The organism is Corynebacterium sp. HMSC073B01 (genome assembly GCF_001838255.1).
GTDB lineage: Bacteria > Actinomycetota > Actinomycetes > Mycobacteriales > Mycobacteriaceae > Corynebacterium > Corynebacterium jeikeium_D.
On record NZ_KV836138.1, the window covers coordinates 114,391 to 133,594 of the forward strand.

At 61.0% G+C, this 19,204-nt stretch carries 20 protein-coding genes; 6 read left to right on the top strand and 14 right to left on the bottom strand.

The genetic code is table 11. From position 1 onward, the window contains the following. Positions 1 to 187 precede the first annotated feature (187 nt). The gene (locus tag HMPREF2849_RS01655; RefSeq protein WP_005511370.1) at positions 188 to 391 is read right to left on the bottom strand and encodes a cold-shock protein; all 204 of its coding nucleotides are present in this window, start codon (positions 389 to 391) and stop codon (positions 188 to 190) included. Between the two features lie 315 nt (positions 392 to 706). On the opposite strand from HMPREF2849_RS01655, the gene HMPREF2849_RS01660 reads away from it, so the two are divergent. Further along, the gene (locus HMPREF2849_RS01660; RefSeq protein WP_070862508.1) at positions 707 to 3,043 is read left to right on the top strand and encodes a DEAD/DEAH box helicase; all 2,337 of its coding nucleotides are present in this window, start codon (positions 707 to 709) and stop codon (positions 3,041 to 3,043) included. On the opposite strand, the gene HMPREF2849_RS01665 is transcribed toward HMPREF2849_RS01660, so the two are convergent. The 7 genes from HMPREF2849_RS01665 to HMPREF2849_RS01695 form a co-directional block, all read right to left on the bottom strand. After that, positions 3,027 to 3,392 carry an Rv3654c family TadE-like protein gene (locus HMPREF2849_RS01665; RefSeq protein ID WP_070831389.1) on the bottom strand — a complete coding sequence of 122 codons (366 nt, stop codon included), beginning with the start codon at positions 3,390 to 3,392 and terminating at the stop codon, positions 3,027 to 3,029. The genes HMPREF2849_RS01660 and HMPREF2849_RS01665 overlap by 17 nt on opposite strands. After that, positions 3,389 to 3,742 (bottom strand): TadE family type IV pilus minor pilin, encoded by a 354-nt coding sequence (locus tag HMPREF2849_RS01670; protein WP_050773635.1) that lies wholly within the window; start codon positions 3,740 to 3,742, stop codon positions 3,389 to 3,391. The genes HMPREF2849_RS01665 and HMPREF2849_RS01670 overlap by 4 nt, the downstream gene beginning before the upstream one ends. Then, positions 3,735 to 4,007: a DUF4244 domain-containing protein gene (locus HMPREF2849_RS01675; protein WP_005511372.1), complete on the bottom strand. Its 273-nt coding sequence runs from the start codon at positions 4,005 to 4,007 to the stop codon at positions 3,735 to 3,737. Before HMPREF2849_RS01675 ends, HMPREF2849_RS01670 begins: the two co-directional genes overlap by 8 nt. A gap of 206 nt (positions 4,008 to 4,213) precedes the next feature. Then, positions 4,214 to 4,867: a type II secretion system F family protein gene (locus tag HMPREF2849_RS01680; RefSeq protein ID WP_070862509.1), complete on the bottom strand. Its 654-nt coding sequence runs from the start codon at positions 4,865 to 4,867 to the stop codon at positions 4,214 to 4,216. Then, positions 4,864 to 5,754, bottom strand: coding sequence for a type II secretion system F family protein (locus HMPREF2849_RS01685; RefSeq protein WP_070862510.1), 891 nt, complete (start codon positions 5,752 to 5,754; stop codon positions 4,864 to 4,866). Before HMPREF2849_RS01685 ends, HMPREF2849_RS01680 begins: the two co-directional genes overlap by 4 nt. Positions 5,755 to 5,820: 66 nt before the next feature. Continuing rightward, the gene (locus HMPREF2849_RS01690; protein ID WP_083327219.1) at positions 5,821 to 6,966 is read right to left on the bottom strand and encodes a TadA family conjugal transfer-associated ATPase; all 1,146 of its coding nucleotides are present in this window, start codon (positions 6,964 to 6,966) and stop codon (positions 5,821 to 5,823) included. Continuing rightward, positions 6,959 to 8,359 (bottom strand): CpaE-like family protein, encoded by a 1,401-nt coding sequence (locus HMPREF2849_RS01695; RefSeq protein WP_246816260.1) that lies wholly within the window; start codon positions 8,357 to 8,359, stop codon positions 6,959 to 6,961. Before HMPREF2849_RS01695 ends, HMPREF2849_RS01690 begins: the two co-directional genes overlap by 8 nt. A 667-nt stretch (positions 8,360 to 9,026) precedes the next feature. Between HMPREF2849_RS01695 and HMPREF2849_RS01700 the strand changes: the two genes are divergently transcribed. After that, positions 9,027 to 9,908, top strand: a complete 882-nt coding sequence (locus HMPREF2849_RS01700; RefSeq protein ID WP_083327218.1) for an HAD family hydrolase — start codon at positions 9,027 to 9,029, stop codon at positions 9,906 to 9,908. A 24-nt stretch (positions 9,909 to 9,932) separates the two neighbouring features. On the opposite strand, the gene HMPREF2849_RS01705 is transcribed toward HMPREF2849_RS01700, so the two are convergent. After that, positions 9,933 to 10,940, bottom strand: a complete 1,008-nt coding sequence (locus HMPREF2849_RS01705; protein WP_083327217.1) for a Fic family protein — start codon at positions 10,938 to 10,940, stop codon at positions 9,933 to 9,935. Positions 10,941 to 11,144: 204 nt separating this feature from the next. Here HMPREF2849_RS01705 and HMPREF2849_RS01710 point away from each other — a divergent pair, with 204 nt between their 5' ends. Together HMPREF2849_RS01710 and HMPREF2849_RS01715 are read left to right on the top strand one after the other, a co-directional pair. Continuing rightward, a complete protein-coding gene (locus tag HMPREF2849_RS01710; protein WP_016421928.1) occupies positions 11,145 to 11,645 on the top strand; it encodes a phage holin family protein in 501 nt (166 codons plus the stop codon). 94 nt (positions 11,646 to 11,739) lie between these two features. Continuing rightward, positions 11,740 to 12,717 (top strand): alpha/beta fold hydrolase, encoded by a 978-nt coding sequence (locus tag HMPREF2849_RS01715; RefSeq protein ID WP_070862512.1) that lies wholly within the window; start codon positions 11,740 to 11,742, stop codon positions 12,715 to 12,717. Between the two features lie 82 nt (positions 12,718 to 12,799). Here the strand turns inward: HMPREF2849_RS01715 and HMPREF2849_RS01720 are convergent, their stop codons facing one another. From HMPREF2849_RS01720 to nth, 4 genes are read right to left on the bottom strand one after another with little or no spacing between them, the layout of a single operon-like run. Then, positions 12,800 to 13,996, bottom strand: coding sequence for a MarP family serine protease (locus tag HMPREF2849_RS01720; RefSeq protein WP_070862513.1), 1,197 nt, complete (start codon positions 13,994 to 13,996; stop codon positions 12,800 to 12,802). Beyond that, positions 13,993 to 14,850: an NUDIX hydrolase gene (locus HMPREF2849_RS01725; protein WP_016421925.1), complete on the bottom strand. Its 858-nt coding sequence runs from the start codon at positions 14,848 to 14,850 to the stop codon at positions 13,993 to 13,995. Before HMPREF2849_RS01725 ends, HMPREF2849_RS01720 begins: the two co-directional genes overlap by 4 nt. Further along, positions 14,847 to 15,608, bottom strand: a complete 762-nt coding sequence (locus HMPREF2849_RS01730; protein WP_070841441.1) for a TlpA family protein disulfide reductase — start codon at positions 15,606 to 15,608, stop codon at positions 14,847 to 14,849. Before HMPREF2849_RS01730 ends, HMPREF2849_RS01725 begins: the two co-directional genes overlap by 4 nt. Before the next feature lie 16 nt (positions 15,609 to 15,624). Continuing rightward, the gene (nth, locus tag HMPREF2849_RS01735; protein ID WP_371259572.1) at positions 15,625 to 16,554 is read right to left on the bottom strand and encodes an endonuclease III; all 930 of its coding nucleotides are present in this window, start codon (positions 16,552 to 16,554) and stop codon (positions 15,625 to 15,627) included. A 500-nt stretch (positions 16,555 to 17,054) separates the two neighbouring features. Between nth and glxR the strand changes: the two genes are divergently transcribed. After that, a complete protein-coding gene (gene glxR, locus HMPREF2849_RS01740) occupies positions 17,055 to 17,738 on the top strand; it encodes a CRP-like cAMP-activated global transcriptional regulator GlxR (RefSeq protein ID WP_005511668.1) in 684 nt (227 codons plus the stop codon). Positions 17,739 to 17,901: 163 nt separating this feature from the next. Then, the gene (locus HMPREF2849_RS11095; RefSeq protein WP_141764531.1) at positions 17,902 to 18,081 is read left to right on the top strand and encodes a hypothetical protein; all 180 of its coding nucleotides are present in this window, start codon (positions 17,902 to 17,904) and stop codon (positions 18,079 to 18,081) included. Positions 18,082 to 18,287: 206 nt separating this feature from the next. Here HMPREF2849_RS11095 and HMPREF2849_RS01745 read toward each other — a convergent pair whose 3' ends face one another. Next, a complete protein-coding gene (locus HMPREF2849_RS01745; protein WP_070841442.1) occupies positions 18,288 to 19,103 on the bottom strand; it encodes an MBL fold metallo-hydrolase in 816 nt (271 codons plus the stop codon). Between the last annotated feature and the right edge of the window lie 101 nt (positions 19,104 to 19,204).

The window sequence follows — 19,204 nt, forward strand, 5'->3', positions numbered from 1 at the left end:
TGTCATAAACGTAGTCAGTAACTCGGATTGACCCACTGCCCCCAGAAATGCAAAAATCCCACGCAGAAATTACTTTCCGCGTGGGAGAATCAAGGCTTACCCCATGAACACAACATGGGCCTTGAAAAGCCAAAAATTCCGCGAACCAAACTGAACAAACGCCCAGTTCACCCCGGAAACGGTTGACTTACAGAGGCTTCACGTCCAGAGCCTGCGGACCCTTCTGGCCCTCACCAATCTCAAACTCGACTGCCTGGTTCTCTTCCAGCGTCTTGAAACCAGTGCCCTGGATCTCGGAGTAGTGAACGAACACGTCGTTGCCACCGTCAGCTGGGGCGATAAACCCGAAGCCCTTCTCCGAGTTGAACCACTTCACAGTACCCTGTGCCATTACAAAACTTCCCAACTTCAGGATTCGATAAAACAAGTATTCGCCACGCACATCCGGCCACACACGATGGGGTAAACACGGCCAAAGCACCCTTTCGCCTCGTGCGAGTTTTTGCTGGGTGCCCGTTGGCGGGCGATACACTCAAAAAGTCTGCCACGTTTGGGGCGCGAGCGCCGATTAGGAACAGCTTCTTGCCACCCCCGTAAACCCGTGTTCGGAGTCCGGAGAAACTGGGGTGTCGAATAGCGAGAATGTGGCTGATAGGAAGCGTCGTCAAACATATGAAGTGCGCGTTTACAGGAAAGGGTGGCGTCGGTGGAGTCGTTTGGGCGGGAGCTGCTGGGGCCGGTTATTCGTGCGCATCCGCGGGCGACGGTGACGCACATTGCGGATCTTCCTGCGCGTGCTGGCGTGACCGCGCCTTGGCCCGAATGGGTGCCGGGCTGGCTGAAAGAAGTGCTGGTAGATCGCGAAATTGAGAACCTGTGGACTCATCAGGCGACAACCGCGAACCTTGCCCGCGAGGGCGTGCACTGCGTCGTCGCGACGGGCACGGCGTCGGGTAAATCGCTCGGCTACCTGCTGCCCGTGCTCACAGAACTGTCCGCCACCCCCGCGGCCACCGCGCTGTACCTCTCCCCGACCAAGGCGCTGGGCGCCGATCAGCTGGACACTGCACGCGCGATGGCACCGGCGTCACTGAGTTCGCTGATTTCGCTTTACGACGGCGACACCCCACAAGACGCCCGGCGCGCCATCCGCGACCACGCCCGTTGGGTGTTTACCAACCCCGATATGCTGCATGTTTCGGTGCTCGGCAACCATGTTCGGTGGACGCGGATGCTGCGCAACCTGCGCTATATCGTCGTCGACGAATGCCATGCCTATCGAGGCGTGTTCGGCGCCAACGTCTCTCAGATTCTGCGTCGCCTCCTGCGGCTATCCCGCGAGTACGGCGCCTCGCCGACCGTGATTTTTGCCTCTGCGACGACCAACGACCCCGCTGACCAGGCTCGTCGCCTCATCGGCGAGCCTGTCGAGGCCATCACCGAAGACGGCGCCCCGGTCGGCGAGCGAACGATCGCCCTGTGGGAACCCGGCCTGCTCCCCGACCTCCAAGGCGAGAACGGCGCACCCGTGCGCCGCCCCGCCCCGACCGAGGCCGCGGATATCATGGCCGACCTGCTTGTCGAGGGCGCCCGCACCCTGACCTTCACCCGTTCGCGAAGCAGTGCTGAGAAGGTAGCGCTCGGCGTGCGTGAGCGCCTGGAGAAGCGCCACCGCAGCGATATCGCCGAGCGCATCGAGTCTTACCGCGCCGGCTACCTGGCCGAAGAGCGCCGCGACATCGAGCGCATGCTCGATGACGGCACCCTGCTAGGTGTGGCCACCACCAATGCATTGGAGCTGGGCATTGACGTCGGTGGCCTCGACGCGGTGGTGCAGGCCGGTTTCCCGGGCACGGTCGCTTCATTCTGGCAGCAGGCCGGCCGCGCGGGTCGTCGTGGCCAGGGCGCGCTGGTGGTGCTGGTGGCTCGTGATGACCCCATGGACACGTACTTGGTCCACAACCCGTCCGCACTGCTGGGCAGGCCGGTGGAAAAGACCGTCTTCGATCCCCGCAACCCACATGTGGTGTGGTCACACCTCTACTGCGCGGCTGTGGAGAAACCCGTCACCACCAGCCAGCTTCAGGCATGGGGAACCCTGCCCGTAGCCGAAGACATGGTGTCAGCGGGCTGGTTGCGCAAGCGCACCTGGGAAGGACAAGAACCCGTCTACTACCCGACCGACCGCGATGAGGGGCCGCGCATTGCCACTGCCCACGATGCCGTGAACGTCCGCGGTGGTGATGGCCAGGAAGTGGCCATCGTCGACCAGACCGATGGTCGACTGCTTGGCACCATCGATCTTGGCCGTGCGATGCAGCAGGTCCACGACGGTGCCGTCTACTTGCACCGCGGTGAGTCCTATCTTGTCGACCAGCTGGACTTCGACAGCCTCGTCGCCCTGGTCCACCCCGAGCAGCCGCGCTATTCCACCAGCTCGCGCATGGACACCACCATCCGCATTCTGGACGTTGACGATATGCGCCACTACCAGGGCTTACAGGTCGCTTCCTGCCAGGTCGAGGTCTTTCACCAGGTCACCTCCTATCTTCGTCGTCTGGATACCGGCGAGATTCTCGACAGTGTTGAACTTGACTACCCTCCGCAGCGTTTGGTCACGCGCGCCGTGGCTTACACAATGCCCGAGTCCACCCTGCGCTCGTGGGGTGTGGGCTCCGACATCGCGCCGGGGGCTCTCCACGCAGCCGAGCACGCGGCTATCGGCATGCTGCCGCTGATTGCCACCTGCGACCGCTGGGATATCGGCGGTGTTTCCACGGTCATGCACGCCGATACCCAGCAGCCCACCGTTTTTGTTTACGACGGGCACCCTGGTGGTGCGGGGTTTGCCGACCGCGGCTACGAGGCCTTCGCTCAGTGGGTTCGCGCGACCCGCGATGCCGTCGCCGCCTGCGAGTGCGAATCCGGCTGCCCATCGTGCATCCAGTCGCCCAAGTGCGGCAATGGCAACGATCCGTTGGACAAGGCCGGCGCAATCAAGGTGCTCAGTGGGGTCTCTCGCACGCTTAACGACGGCCAGTAGCAGCATCCTCCACCGCTTCCGGCCCTGCTCTGGACGTTGCTTTTCTCTCCTTTCGTTGGACGCTGACCTGCACGTCCTCCCCATCAATCTCGCAAGCCACAAGGCGTGCGTGGTTAGCTTTTGCGATTGACCCCGCAGCTTTGCAGGCGTCGTCGCTCTCTTGCGCAGCCACGGCGCCGGCCACCGCGGCCAGATCCGCTGCTACCGCTGCCTGCCGAGCCTGCACCACCCGCACCCCGGTTGTAACTCCAACCAAAGTCAGAACGACGAAAGCGGCGATGAACAGTGCGGCTGCGACTGTGGTGGAACCTTCTTCTTCGCGAAGAAGGCGGGCTGTCACGTTTCTCATGACGATGCCACTCTTTCCCGCAGTGCGACCGCACGTGCTTCCAGCGAAAATGGCCCCGCTGAGCGCCGAATGGTCACGCGCACGGTACCGGAGGTTTCCGATATTGCGACCTGGCCATCCGCGTCGGCACGGAGCTCGGCTACTGTCTCCGCATCGCCCCGCGCCTCAGCCCGTGCGATGGCTCCGGCTGCGTCGGTAAGCCCTAGGTACATTGCGATGGTGACCAGCCCTGACAGGGCCGTGACCATGACCGTGACCAGTGCCGCGAGACCGAAAGCGGTTTCTACCGTGGTTTGGCCTTCGTCGCCGACGCACAGGCGATGAAGCGTAGAGCGGATGCGGCTAGACATCGGTGTTGAGCGCCCTTTCGATGATGTCGGTGAGCGCCTGGGTGATATCCCCGCCGGTCACGACAGTGTAGAGCAGGGCCCCGAAAGCGGCGGCCGCGATCGTTCCCAAAGCATATTCCACGGTTGACATGCCGTTTTCCTCAGTTGCCAGAGCGTGCAGACGCTTGTGCAAATACGAGCGCAGCTGGGACTGTGCAGCGGTCAGCGGATTGGTTGGAAGATTGGTTGGAACATTGGTTGGACGGTTGGAGTTTTGAGTGGTCATGAATGTTTCCCCCTATGTGGATGTCGAGTGACAGGTCAGTTGTGAGGTGTGATGTGCATTGACGCGCGTTGACCCGCGTTGACGCATGGTGGATTGCAGCGTGGCAGGTGGCCCGCGTGCACAAGCGAGAACGCAACCGAAAGCGCAACCAACACTGCATCCGGCGCGTGCCAGCGCGCGAGGCTGGGCGCAGAACTGTCCGAGCTTCATGACGGCATCAGTCCTGCAAACATTTCGTCGGCAAGCCCGGCGATTGTGGGCACCAATCCCAGCACCACAAACGCGGGTAGAAAGCACAACGCCAGCGGCCCGGCAATGAAGACACCAGCCTTTTCGGCGACGGCTTGCGCCGCATCGTGCGCTTGACTGCGGTACGTGGCAGCGGTGTCCTCCAAGGCCTGCGCCAGAACGGTGCCGGATTCGCTTGCGCGGCGCCCAGCCGTCGCCAGAGGCACGAGCGCGGGTGTGGCAGCAAGGCTGTCCCAAGCTGAGTGCGCGCCCACGGACAACCTGGCGGAACACTGTCGAAGTGGCTCGGCCAGCTCAGGGTTTGCACCATCGGCAGCTGCTGCCATGGCCTGCGACAACGGCATACCGGAGCTCAAACAAGCGCCAATGATGTCCAGGGCCGCTGCGGCATCGAGCAGCACAGCCGAGCTGATGCGCTCACCGCCAATGACAGTTCGCACACGTTCCCGCACCTGTGCGGCAATCTGCGACACCCGATTGGTCACCTGTCGGCGTAGGCCTCCTCGCACACGAGCATCCGACTCGGCTACCAACTCGGGCAGTCGGCTGCGGACGGGATTGAACGTCGGCAAGCAGAGGTAGACGGCGATGAGAAGTGCGGCGGCAATCATTGTCCGGCCTCCGCACGATCGATGATGGCGACCGCCCATTCGATGCCCGCGCACACCAGCCCGACACCGATGACCAGCACAATTCCTCCGATACCGCGACTGAGGAACTCGAATGGGGACGCTCCGAAAGCTTGCCCCATGACCAAACCGAACACCGGCAGTGATGCCAAAATGGCAATCGTCATGCGTGGTCCCGCCAGCGCGGCAGACGTCTGTGATCGATGCGCCTGACGAGCCTGCAAATCACCCCGCGCGCAGTCCAGCAACCCAGCCAAACTCAGACCGTGTTGCTGCGCCACCGTCCACATACGCCCAATCCGACGCAGTTGCTCCGAAGACTCTTCGCTCTCCCACGGGTCGGCGAAGTTCGCGCGATGCGCCGCGTGCGCGAGATGGTCAGCCAACACAGTCTCATCCCCTGACCTGCGCAATTCCGACGCTGCCGCGTTGAGCGCTCTTGATGCCGCCGCTCCTGCGCGCAGCTGCGCGGTCAAGGTTTCCAGCGCTACCGCAGCGCTGTCCGCTTCCCGACGTTCACAGCGCCTCTCCCCCACAGCGCGCACTACTGCCCCTGCGGTGCGGCCCAACAATAGCCCGGCTACAACACCTGGAATCCCGGCGAGCCACAACAACACGAGCGCCGGGCCTGCAGCGATGAGGATTGATAGTCCTGCAGTTCTATTCGCACTGCCAGTGCTTACTGCACTCGACCCCGTGGAACCAGCACCAAGTCCAACCATGCGCTGCAACCACTTCAGCCCGCCGGACACCTCGCGGGCACGGCCTGCCAGTGCTCGCGAGCGCACCGCCGCCGAGCTGTCCGGCCAGATAGCGACCGCCGCAGCCGCTCCCCCAATGAGCATCGCCACGCTAAATCCCTCCCCCATAGTTGTTAATCTCCCCGTCTAATCCCCTGGCTTTTCCTCTGGTCATTCCACCGGTTATTCCACCGGCTATTCCCCGCCGACCAGCAACTTCTGCAACGCTTCCCACCCCGGCCCCGGCCCATCCCGAGCAGTCCAGACCTCCACCACCTCCGGTGGGTTACCGCGCAGCAGCCCAATCTGTGCCAGCCGGCGAACATCAGCGCGTTCGACCACCAACACCACCTGCACCGCCGAGACCAACTGCGCATGTAGCCCGGCGCGACCAAGGCCACCGATCAGCCCCAAAGCCTCGAAGCGCGCGACGACATCCCCAATCCGGTTGGCGTGAATTGTCCCCGCCCCACCGCGATGCCCCGTGTTCAACGCAGCCAGCAAATCCACCACTTCGGCACCACGGATTTCGCCTACAACAATGCGATCGGGGCGCATGCGCAAAGCCTGTTTCAGCAACTCCTGCTGCCCAATCGCACCGGCCCCCTCCAGGTTGGCCGATCTGGTCACCAGCTTCACCACATGCGGATGCTGCGGTTGCAACTCCGGAGTGTCCTCGATGCACACAATGCGCTGGTCAGGATTAACTTCTGAGAGCATCGCCGCCAATAGCGTCGTCTTTCCCGCACCCGTGCCTCCGGCGACAATAAACGACAGCTGTCCCGCCACGATTCCCCGCAACACCGGCAGAATCTCCGGTGGAAACAGCCCGACATCGCATAGCTCCGCAAGTCCGCGACGAGCCGGACGCAGCACCCGCAGGCTAATCTGAGTGCCGGTCGCTGACGGTGGTGAAAGCACCGCATGAACTCGCACACCACAGCCGCCGACACCTCCAGGAATATGACCGTCGGCCCAGGGTTGCGCGTCGTCAAGCCTTCGTCCACACCGCGACGCGAGCCGCACCGCATACGCGCGCACCTCGCCCTCGTCCGTGAAGGAAATCTCGGCCCGCTCCAGTCCGTTGCCAGCGTCGACCCAGACCTCGCCCGGCGCGGTGACCAGCACATCGCTGACACCCGGGCGTCGCAACAGCGCATCCAACACACCCGCGCCCACTGTTTCCTCGCGAATCGCGCGTAGAATCTCCAGCACCTTCACATCGGAGACAACCCCCGAGGTCTCTGCTCGAATGATGTCGGCGACCTCGCTATGCGATGCCACCCCAGGCCGCTCCGCAAGCGCCGTCCGCACCGCCGCCAACAGCCTGACGTCATCCATCGCCACCACCGCCGACAAGGGCAAACATCGCTTCCAATCTCCGCGTCAGCTTGCCGACGGTTCCAGCGAGCCCGCCCACATCTATCTCGTGAGCTACCTTCTTGCAGTACTCAATCTCACCAACAATGGGCAGGTCGAGAGCGTATTCCACCTCTTCGACACTGATATCGCGGTGCTGCTGGTACCTCACTGCAAGATTTGGGGTGAACCCCGCCTGTGCACAGATGCTCGCCAAGGGGCCAGCGGCTGCGATAGCTCGAACGGAGGTGGGCAGGACTATGACGGTGTCATCGGCAAGTGCGCCGAGAGTGGTGACGTACTCCACCTGCTTCGGGCAGTCCACGATGACCGTAATTCCGGCATGAATAAGGCAACTAATGGTGCTGGCAATGTGCCGGACATCGTCGGGCCTGTCGGTTCTGTCGGCGCTGTCGAATTTGTTGTTCGCAGAGGCGTGGTTGTAAGTCGTCTCGGGCGTGCGACTGCGAGTCCACGTCAACACTTTCAGAGCGGGTGATCGCGGGCAGGATGGCAGTGCTTCGTAGAGTGCCGCCCCGTCGAGACGACCATCAGCAGCCGAGAAGTCCTGCCACCTCAGTCCCGGTTCCGTTTCCATCCCGAGCACCAGATCAATGCCTCCTGCCAGTGCGTCCGAGTCCACCAAACAGACTGGCTTTTCACGGGATAGAACCAATGCACTCGCCGCCGCAACAATGGAAGCCCCGGCACCGCCGACCGCAGGAACCAACATCAGGCACGTTGCCGTGGAGTCGGTTGTAGTCGCCGGCGTGTTCGATACGGGCTCTGTACCCGGTGCCGTAATCACGTCGGTGCTTGCAGGTGACGCTGGGTTCTGATGGTGGTTCAGGAGGCTCGAGCCGTTTTGGTGATTGGTGGGATTCGGAGCATCCGGGCGTACGTCGCCACGGCCGAGCAGCTCGACAATATCGACGTTATCCGCGGGCAAACTAGCACTGTAAACAGGAGCTAAAACCTTCGCTACCTGCGCATCTTCCGCCTCAGTATCACTGCGGACCAGAAAGATTGCTCCCTCACAATGAGGCCGCCCGGCTAATCTTCGGGCTGCCGGTGCATCGACGAACACCGCTGGTGCCCGACGCCACAGGGCCGATGAAACTCCCGCTCCTGTCGATACTGACGATGGGGAAGGCTCTGGGGCTGATGATGATAGTGATGCTGGCGGCGAAGCAAATGTTTGTGCGGCCACTGGCGCTGCAGCCACAGGTGGCACGGTCTCCTGCACACAGTCACGACCGGTAGCAGCGACTATGAGCGCAACCTCTTCACGCAGCGCCTCATCATCGACGGCGTTGACTACTGGATTTGCTGAAGCCTCGGTTCGCTGAGCCATGGACAGTTTCTTGATTGCCATGGCCATAGCGTGCACTACAGGGCGGATTCAATGATGCCCGCAAGGGGCCAAAACCTCGCTGTCTGTGGATAATTTTCAGACTGTGGATAACTGCAGAACGCCATGTCGCCTTTGCCTTATGGCTACTGCGCGGCCTGACCAATGCAAGTTAGTGACTACGTTTATGTCAGGTGGCGTTGGGTCGATGCGAGTTAGTGACTGTGTTTATGACAAAAATGGCACGAAAAATGACTTGAAAGTGTCATAAACTCATACAGTTTCACATTTGCAGCCCGCAATTTTTACTACGTACCCCTCAACATTGGGCCAAAAAGGGGCGACGCCCCGCGCCGGGGGGGGGGATTGGCGCGAGGCGTCTTTAACCGGCTCGGGGGGGGGATTGAGCCGGGGCGGCCTCGCAGTCTGTTTCTAAAAAGAACAAGAAGGGGCCAGCCACGTCCAAGTATTACATATCCCGAGGAATCTGCAAATACCTTACAAAGGATTTAATGCCCAATATGTTCGATGTCACGTTTCCTCGATTAATCGCGCCCAGGAAATGCCGCGCCCCAATCGCCGCCAAGCCCCCACGACCGCCACCGCCCCAATCGCCCCAGTTCCCCACCCAGCAGTTAAACACTCATAATGCTCTCCCCGAGCCCGACATCCATGGGTAAGCTCAGAGTCTATGAACACCGGCGAGAACAGGGCTTCAACAACGCCGCAGCCGCACGCTTCTACGAACACAGGCATCGTGGACGATGCTCCCGCCACCGCTAACTCTCGCGTCGCTGCGTTCTTTGACCTGGATAAAACCATTATTGCCAAGAGCTCGGCATATGCGTTCAACAAGCAATTCCTCGAGCGCGGCATCATTTCGCCGACGGACATGCTGCAAATGGCACTCAGTCACGCCCTGTACATGTCACAGGGACACGATGAGGCGCAAATGGAGGCCACGCGCGAGCAGTTTTCCGCTCTTATCGCTGGTCACAGCGCCAGGGAACTGCGCCAGGTCGCGATCGAAACCCTAGAGCAGAACATCACGCCGTACATCTACGCCGAGGCCTTGGAGCTCATTCGTGAACACCGCGCACGGGGGCATCAGGTGTTCATTATCTCGGCATCGGCTCGGCAGATTGTTGAGCCCATTGCGCAGGCACTCGGTGTCTACAACGTGGTGGCCACCGAGCTGGAGGTCCGCGATGGGTTCTTCACGGGTGAAACGGAGTTCTTCTGCCGAGGCGAAAACAAGGCTGTGCAGATGCGTCGGATAGCGGAAAAGCGCCAGTTCAACCTGGCCGAATGCTTCGCATACTCGGATTCCATCACTGATGAGCCCATGCTGGCTACAGTCGGCCATCCCGTTGTGGTCAATCCCGATCGCGCTCTGCGCAAGATTGCGGCGGAGCGTGAGTGGCCTGTGCGCCAATTCCGGAATCCCGTCCCGCTGTTTCGCGCGCCGTCGAAACGCAATGCTGCAATTCTTGCCGGCGTCACACTGGCGCTTGGCGCAGGTGCGACGCTGTTGGCACTGCGCAAAAACGACGACGAGCCAAAGGCCGACTAACCCACCATCCAGCAGCCGGCCCGCCTACACCGCTTCGGCGATACCGCGCGCTTCCACGGCACCGGCCTTCAGCCCCTCCAGGTGCAGCAGAATCCACGCACGAAGGCCATCGGCGCTTCCCGACGCGAACCCCTCTGCAGCCTCGACATACTCCTGGCGGTGGCGGGTCCAGTAGACCTCGGGCACGGCCAAGCCACGCGGATCCAGGCCGGTTGCGACAGTTGTCAGCCGCGAGGCGGCGCGGGCGATGATGCCGTTGTGGTACTCGAAGGGGCGCAGAGTCAGCAGCTCACCGTGCACAATCGCCGAGAGCACACCAGCATGAATCTGGCTGCGGCCAGTGATGAAGTCACCGAGCACGTGCAGACGCTGCTCCTTCATCGCGGACGAGAGCTTGTCATCACCGACCGGACGGCCGGCCTTCATCCGCGCCTCGGAACCGTCTTCAGTTTCACCTGCGGGCGATGCGTTCAACGCAAACTTGGCCAGCACCTGCTGCGGAGCGCGCTGCCACACGCGAGTGGTCTCACCAATTGACTCCGGGGAAATGGTGTCGGCAACCCGAAGGGCTGCTGCGAGTACGGGATCGGTGATGTTGCCGTCGTCGGGAAGCGATGGCTCGCCGCCTTCTAGCCACGCCGATGCCCGAGCGCCACGAAGGACCGACTCGGAGCCGGTGACGTTGTGCTTGCGCAGGTTGGCCTTGTGCCTGTGGACGGCCTGGATGGCCTTGGCCGCGACATCAGCGGCATGTGCAACGCCGTCGAGCTGCCACAGGGGCGCGAGGGGGTCCTTGGGGTCAAGCTGCGGGATAGCAGCGCCGGAAGCACCGTCAGCACCATCGGCACCCGATTCAGATGCCTTCGCCTGCGCTGCCTCACGCTCTGCACGCTTCTTCGCCGACACGGAGGACACACCCAGGCTCATCCCAGCTAGGCCACCTTTTCCGGCGCCAACACCATTGCCCACACCATTGCCAGCACCGGCACCAATTCCATCGGCTCCACGCACGTTCTCAGGCTGATTGTTCATATCCCACACCCTAATTCTTCACCGCTAAGTAAGTGACAAACTTATATAGAAATGGTCAAAGATGAGAAAAACTTCAACGAGTTCTTGGCTTTTTCGCCCTTATGGCGCGCCCTACCCACAATCAGAGGTAGTATGGCAGTTTGTAACTGCAGTTTTAAAGTTTCAAACCATCTTTTCCAACCATCTGCGTAGGAGGAAGTACACGTGAGCAACGACGATACGAAGGGTCTCTTTACCGACGGCACCGAACCGCGTGTTACCGCTATCCCGCTGAGTGATGTGGATAGCAACGCATCGGGTGATGCTAGCGTCGGCCAGCTCGTGTCTAATGCTTCTTCGCAGATTTCCGCTCTGGTTCGCTCTGAGATTGAGCTGGCCAAGGCCGAAATTGCTGGCGAGGCTAAGAAGGGCGCAGTTGGCGGTGGCTTCTTCGCGGTTGCCGGCGTCGTCGCACTGTACTCCTCGTTCTTCTTTTTCTTCTTCCTCGGCTGGCTGCTGGATGTTTGGCTGCCAACCTGGGCTGCGTTCCTCATCGTTTTCGTTCTGATGCTGGTCATCGCCGGTGTTGCAGCACTGCTGGGTCTGAAGAAGGTCAAGTCGATCCGCAAGCCGGAGAAGACCATCGAGTCGATGCAGGAGCTGAAGGGGGTCGTGCCGTCGGGGTCGGCGAAGAAGTCTTCGCAGTCGAACGGTATGTACACCTAAAGGCTTGAAAGAAATTGGGCGGGACTTTGTTGGTCTCGCCCTTTTGTCTTATTCAGTCCCGGTTTAAGCCCTTCGGATAAGGTATTTTCCCCTCATGACCTCCCTCAGCGATTCTCTCACTGGCCCCTGGCGTCATCGTCTCATTCACGTCCGCGGCCAGCGCCTACACATCGCCGAGTGCGGCCGCCCCTCCGATCCGCTCGTGTTGTTTATTCACGGCTCGACTGGCGGTTGGTTTGAATGGCGCGAGGTTTTGCCGCTGCTTAACGACGACTCGGGCGATCCCCTCCCCGTGCACGCTGTGGCTATTTCTATGCGTGGCTACGGTCAGTCCGACCGAACACCGCAAGGCTACGATCCGTTTGAGGCGGCCCAGGACATCGCCTCATCGATTCGCTCGTTGGGGCATTCGACCGCGCTGCTGGTCTGTCAGGGGTTCGGCACCTGGGTGGCGTGGACGTTGGCTTCGCGGCAGCCCAATCTTGTCTCCGGAATTATTGGTTGTGGTGCTGCACATCCGAAAGTGTGGCTGAACCAGTTGAAGAGCCCGTGGTCGGAGGACTTCCGCAGTAGCCTGGCTCCTCTGCTGCGCCGTTCGTGGTGGGACTCGCGGCCACGGGTACCGCAGTTGCGTCGCAATAAGTTCAGCACGCAGGCGGCTGAGGCTCGCCAGCAGCGGCTTATTGACCGCATCGTGCGCGAGTCCATGTCCACCACCGGGCAAGGGTTTGCCGAGACCCCCGAGGGAAAACAGACCGCGGAACTCATGGCTGACAGCCTGGCCAGTGGGGCACTCCGCCCTGCACTGGCTCACATGAATTGGTGGACGCGACCGGCTCCGGCCGCTTTCCGCAAGTGGTTGAGTGCGGTGGAGGGCTCGTCGAAAAGCGATGAGCACACGGTGCTGCTCGTCGGCGAGCAGGACACTCGTACCCCACGTGCGCTAGTGGAGCTCAGCTCGAGTCACGTGCGCGTTGTGCCGGATTGTGGGCACTTCCTGCCGGCAGAGAAACCTCAGGCTGTGGTGCAGGCAATCAGGAATCACCTGCACTGGTTGCCGGAGGGGTCTTAGACTCAGGCTCGGCTGAAGCTAGCCGGAACTCTCCTGCGGTTGCAGCTGGGGCTGACCTGCCCACAGACACACAACTTTCCGCTTACCCCGCCACACACTCCTGCGTGCTGATCGCTCCGTAGTTATCCATCGCCTCATCGATGTGTGGCTGGACCTCGGCGTGCGTCAGCGCGTAACCAGTCTGGTCATTGTTCACACCGGCACCGAAGACCAAGCCCAGGATCTGGCCCTGCGGCGTAATCAGTGGGCCGCCCGAGTTACCGTGGCGCACATCTGCCTTCAGAACATAGGCCTGACGCTCGTGCCTGGTCGACGAATAAATATCCGGGCCTCGAATAATGATGTTCTCCGTCACGCGCGCAGGTGTGGCCTTAAAGGGGCCGGACTCGGGAAAGCCCAGCACTACCGCGTCATCGCCCGGACGAGCTTCCTGATCCGCCCACTGCATGGGCTCCAGGGGTAGGTCGGTGGTGCGGAGCAGTGCGACGTCGTCAAGCGGATCGTAGTGCACGACGTTCGCGTCAGCCATGCCGACCACGGTTTCCAGCCGAACAGTGGTGGCGCCAGCGACCACGTGCGCGTTTGTCAGAATCAAATCCGGCGCGATGACAAAGCCAGTACCCTGCAGCAAACGTTCGCACTGCGGGGCTTCGCCCAAGACGCGGACGATGGACGGTCGAATACTGTCGACGACACCTTGCGAAATCACATTGGGGTCGACGGGTTCATCGGGGACGTTCTGCTTGTAGCCGAATGGCGGAGCGATGGCGGGCATTCCATCATCGCGAAGCTGACGGAGGATGCCACTGAAGCCGTCGCTCCATTCGTCGGGCGCGACCTGGTCAATGAGGTTCATGCCCTTGGACTCACGTACCCAGTCGGCGAACTGCCCGGGCACGGCGGTGGCCAGGGGTACGGCGATCATCCATGTCACTACCAGCGCAGTCACGGACTGCACGATGGCACCGAGGCTCGAATCCAGGCCGACGGCCAACGGCGAGCGAATGGTATTCCGCAGCGACTGCCCTGCCACTGTTCCCACCGCATGACCAATCAACGCCAACAGAATCACCGTACCGAGGCCCAAGAGAACCTTTCCCGACTGGTTCTCGACCTGCGCCATAGCTAGCGGCGCCAAGGGCACACCAATGACCAAGCCCAGGACAACGCCCAAAATGGCCATAATCGACGAGACGGCGCCCTGCTGCCAGCCGACGATAAGCGTGAAAATGAAAATCGCCAGCAGCGCAACGTCAAACACAGCGATTGCAGGCATCATCGTCGGCCTCCCTTCAGTACGGACAGTTTTTCACCATTAGCGGAACGCGCGAGCACTGGCAAAAGTTTCTGCACGTTGGTGTCGTCCCACGGTTCTGACCAGCCGGCCACGTCTAGCAAGTAGGACAGCACGCCGCCGGTAAAGCCCCAAACGACGAAGTCACCAACCTTAAATGCCGGTCCTGTCCAGCCGTGATAGCCCAGCATCATGCGGTTGTCCGGATTCGTCAGATGGCTAATTGGCACATTGAGCACCGATTCCGTCTCTGCAGGGTCGACCACACGCAGCGGATGCGGTGCATGCCAATACGCCAACACCGGATTCACCGCGAAGCCAGTCCGCGAAATGTCAATCGAGTCCAGCACCCGCACCGGCGTCACCGTCTCTCGGTTCAGGCCGGTTTCTTCCTCGGCTTCACGCAGCGCGGTATCGATTTCATCCACGTCCTCGGGATCGACACGACCGCCCGGAAAAGCCATCTGGCCTGCATGCTTACGCAGGGTTGTCGCCCTGTGCGTAAGTACCACGCTGGCATCCTCCGGCCGTTGGTGCGCCTCCGCATCACCGCTGATCAGCACCAACACCGCCGACCGCGCCGGATTCCGCAACGGTTTCTCCTGCGTCGAGGAGTCTCGCCGCAACTTCGCAAACGCACGCTTCACGCTTGACGACGAAGCGGAGCGACCGGCCACCTGCTGCTCCGAGTGGCCTGTTGTGGCGTGGCTGGCGCTGCTGGCGTGACCTGCCGCGTCGTGATCAGCACTGACCAGGTGCGGCGGCAAACTATTGGTCAACCACTTCGGCAGATACAGCCCCGAGCTTGCGTCACGATTCCACGACTGTCCCTGAGTCACTTCAATGCACCTCGCACGAGATCAGTAATCTGCTGCGCATCGGTGAATTCACCAGGATGAATGGCCGCCACCGTGCCATCTGCCTTAAACACCACGGTGATGGGCACAACTCGCGGTAGATTCAACGCTGGTCCGACCACGTCGACCGTGTCCGAGTAGGTCGGTAGCTTCACTCCGATTTCCTGCAGGAAGGCTTGGCCACGCCCCGCCTCGCGAGCCGCATGCACCGTCGCCACCTGCACATCTGGGTTGTCCTTGGCCCATTGCTCGATAAGCGGTAGCTCTTGGCGACACGGCGCACAGTTCCACGCCCAGACATTAAGCACCGTCGGCTTGCCCGCGACGACCTGCCCCATGTCCACCAGTTCCACTTGCCCAGCCTCGTTGTCCTGGCCTGCTGAGTCTCCCGACTCCGCCAACAGCGGCAAGCGCACACCGGTCAGTGAGCCACTACCCGCTACCGCCGCGATCTCATCCTTTGACATCGCTGGCGCTGCCGGTGCACCATCCACTTCACCATCACTGCCAGCGCCATCACCATTGCCAGCGCCATCCGCACCGACACTCACACCAGATCCGGTCCCACCACCGTCGGCCTCGTCATTGCCACCAGTGGTATTCACAATCGCGAAAATCACCAGACCCACAATGCTAACTCCCGCGATGAGCAGCGTAATCAGCGATGCCGAACGGTTAACGTCCACCTGCCGATCCTCATAGTGGCCACCATTGTGACTATGACCGCCCTGCTCATTCACGAAAAGTGCTCCTCGACTAGTCCTGTGTCGCTGTGGTGTTGCGCGCGCTATCCCCGTCGTCAAGCGCGGAAAGTTCCTCCCCACTGTAGCCGTCATTAAGACCGGCCAGGTAGAGAAGCCATTCCCTGTCGTCTGACTTAATCAACTTCTCCGCAGTCTCCGGCTCCGCCGGACCCTCGACGCCATACGACGGGCAATCCGCTGCCAAGAAGCACGCCCCGCACGCCGCCCGGCGCGAATGGCACACCCGGCGACCGTGGAAAATCAGGCGATGCGAAAACCACGTCCACTCCGCGCGCGGTAGCACCTCCATCATCTCGTGCTCAACGCGCACCGGATCTTCCTGCTCTGTGAGGCCCATGCGCCGCACCAGACGCCCAAAATGCGTATCGACCGTCAAACCCGGCACCCCAAAAGCATTCCCCAGCACCACATTTGCCGTCTTTCGCCCCACGCCCGGCAGCTTCACCAGCTCCTCCAACGTGCCCGGAACCTCGCCGCCGTGCTGCTCCATCACCCCCTGTGCAAAACCGATGATGTTCGCGGCCTTATTCCTATAGAAACCCGTCGGCCGAACGAGCTCCTCGACCTCCTCCTGGTTCGCAACCGCCAAATCGGCCGGGCTGGGGTACCTAGCGAACAGCGCCGGCGTGGTCATATTCACCCGCACGTCCGTACACTGCGCCGACAGAATCGTCGCCACCGCGAGCTCATACGGATTACGAAAGTCCAGCTCACAGTGAGCATTCGGGTATGCCACCGCCAGCGTGCGGTTGATTCGCCGCGCGCGCCGCACCATACCCAGGTGCGTCTCCTTCCCCCGCGCCGCCGGATGCGCCCCCACCGCCCGACGCCTCTTCGACGTCAGGGATCCCTGCGGGTGCGTGGGCTGGGGTTTGTTTATCTGGTGCGTGCTTAACGACGATGCCTTGCCAGTCGTATCCATGGTCGTAGTGTATCGGCTACCCCGGATTGCAATTCGCGTGCGCACCTTTCGCGGGCCGAATCTTTAGATTCGTCCGGGATGCGGATGGAACCGGTAGCGGCTCGGGCATATTCGGTCAAAAACCAAAGAAGTCATGCCCCACCACATCTTGGAACACCGTTAGCGAATTATTAGTTATAAATACACAGTTCAGCGGCTTTTCACCAGAATTCCCCACAGGCGCAGTGGCTCGTTTGCTACAGTGGTGCTTATCACATCTTGGTGACGGCGTAGTTTTGGGATGCATCTGTAGAGGCGATTTGTCGTGAAATTCGCCCAGGGATGAACCTGCCTTGAAGGCTGGCAGCGGCGTTACCGGGAAAGACCGAAAGTAGTGGGACTAGTGGGACGGGGTAGTTTCTCTTCCTGTTTGGCCACTGCAATCTGTAGTCGAGTGCTAATTTGGCGGCTGCTGGCCTGTATTTACGGTGGTTAGTGGCCCAAGACAGGAGAATTTTACCGTGGATGACGTCAAGGAGATTCTCTCCCGGGCCGGTGTATTTCAGGGAGTCGACCAGGAGGCTGTGCAGGCCTTGCTCGGCGAGCTCGAGACGGTTCGCTTCCCGCGTGGAACCACCATCTTCAATGAGGGTGAGCCGGGCGATCGGCTCTACATCATTATTGATGGCAAGGTGAAGCTGGCTCGTCGCTCAGCCGACGGTCGTGAAAACCTGTTGACCATCATGGGCCCGTCCGACATGTTCGGCGAGCTCTCCATCTTCGACCCGGGCCCGCGCACCTCTTCGGCGGTCTGCGTCACCGAAGTTTCCGCCGCGTCCATGAGTGCCGATCAGCTGCAGGAATGGGTTGGTTCACACCCTGATGTTCCAGCTCAGCTGCTGCGCATGCTGGCCCGCCGTCTGCGCCGCACCAACAATTCACTGGCTGACCTCATTTTCACCGACGTCCCAGGTCGCGTTGCTAAGTCCCTGCTTCAGCTGGCCAATCGCTTCGGTGTTCAGGAAGGTTCTGCTCTCCGCGTGAACCACGACCTGACTCAGGAGGAAATCGCACAGCTCGTCGGCGCCTCCCGAGAGACCGTTAACAAGGCTCTGGCAGAGTTCGCCCACCGCGGCTGGATTCGCCTTGAGGGCAAGTCCGTGCTCATCTCCGATACGGAGCGTTTGGCCCGCCGCGCACGTTAGCTTGTTGCGCACGTTAGCTTGTGGCGCTTGTGGCGCTGCCCAAACGACTCACATCCCGCAGCCTCTGCTTTTGGATCCCCGGTTCCCGTAGGAGCACATGAAACGCATGAGGCTCGCGGGATTTTTGTTGTCTTCCCCCGCTGGCCTGCCATGCTGACCTGGCATGCCGGCCAAGTTTGGCGCACTTATCGATGCTTTTCTGCCACTTATCGATGCTTTCCCGGCACCTATCGATGCACCATTCACCGATTTCTCCTTGCATCAATCACTTATCGATGCGCTGTTCACTTATGCGCGCGCTATAGCTCATCGACAAGTGGATACCTCATCGATAAGTGATTGAGCTGGCCCCGACGAGGCCAACCCACCCAACCGGCACTAGCCCACCCCAACCAGCACTACCCCAAACAAAAAGCGCGCAACCCGCAAAATTGCAGGTCACACGCTCTTTTCATGCGGCGACTCAAACTCAGCTCCAGCCAAGCCTCAATTAAGCCCAGCCCAGACCAGCAACCGGCCGAAGCCGAGGCCGAAGCCAAAGCCCAGCAATTACTCCCCGTGATCGCGCAAGTAGCGCAGGGTCACACGAGTCGACTGCTCAGCAGCATGACGCAGCACCGGATCGACATCGGTGTAAATCTCATCCACAATCTGGTCGACCGTAGCTTCGTCGCCCAGCTTGGCAACGGCATCCTTCACCTGCTGAAGGCGCAGCTTACGACGCTCAATGTACTTCTGCGTCATTACAGTGATGTCCGGCAGGTCAGCACCATGACCAGGCAGCAGACGAACACCCTTGCCGCGCGAATCCAGCATTTTCAGGGTTTCCATGTACTTACCCAGGTCGCCGTCGGTCTCCGAGATCATAGTGGTGTGGCGGCCAGCGATCGTGTCACCGGTAACGATGCCTTCAACATCGTCCTCACCATCACCAGTGTGGATGAAGAAGCAGACGGAATCAGCGGTGTGACCAGGGGTTGCCACGACCTCAATCTGCGGAGTCACTCCGTCGAGGACGATACGTTCGCCGTCGATAAGCGGATCCTGACCTCCCGCGCAGTACTGAGACTCCAGCTCACGAATCGGCGCGCCGGTGAGCTGGCGGAAACGTGCGGCGCCATCAGCATGGTCGCCATGACGGTGCGTCAGCAGAATCAACGCAACGTCGCCGGCATAACGCTGGAGGACGTTCAGGTGTCCCTCGTCCTCCGGGCCCGGATCGATGACAATGCTGCGGCTATCCCCCTCAGCCTTAATAACGTAGGAGTTCGTACCCTCCAGCGAAGAGTAGCTGGGGTTCGGGCACAGAACGACGCCCACAGACTGAGAAATCTGACGCAGTTGGCTATACGCAGGATGCTCCATGTCCTCTATCCTACGTGGTTGCGCAATCCGGGGAGCGCGCCACGTCGTCCAATTCGGCTCATTTGGGTGTAAGCACGCTTTACGACGCCCCGGAGAACGCA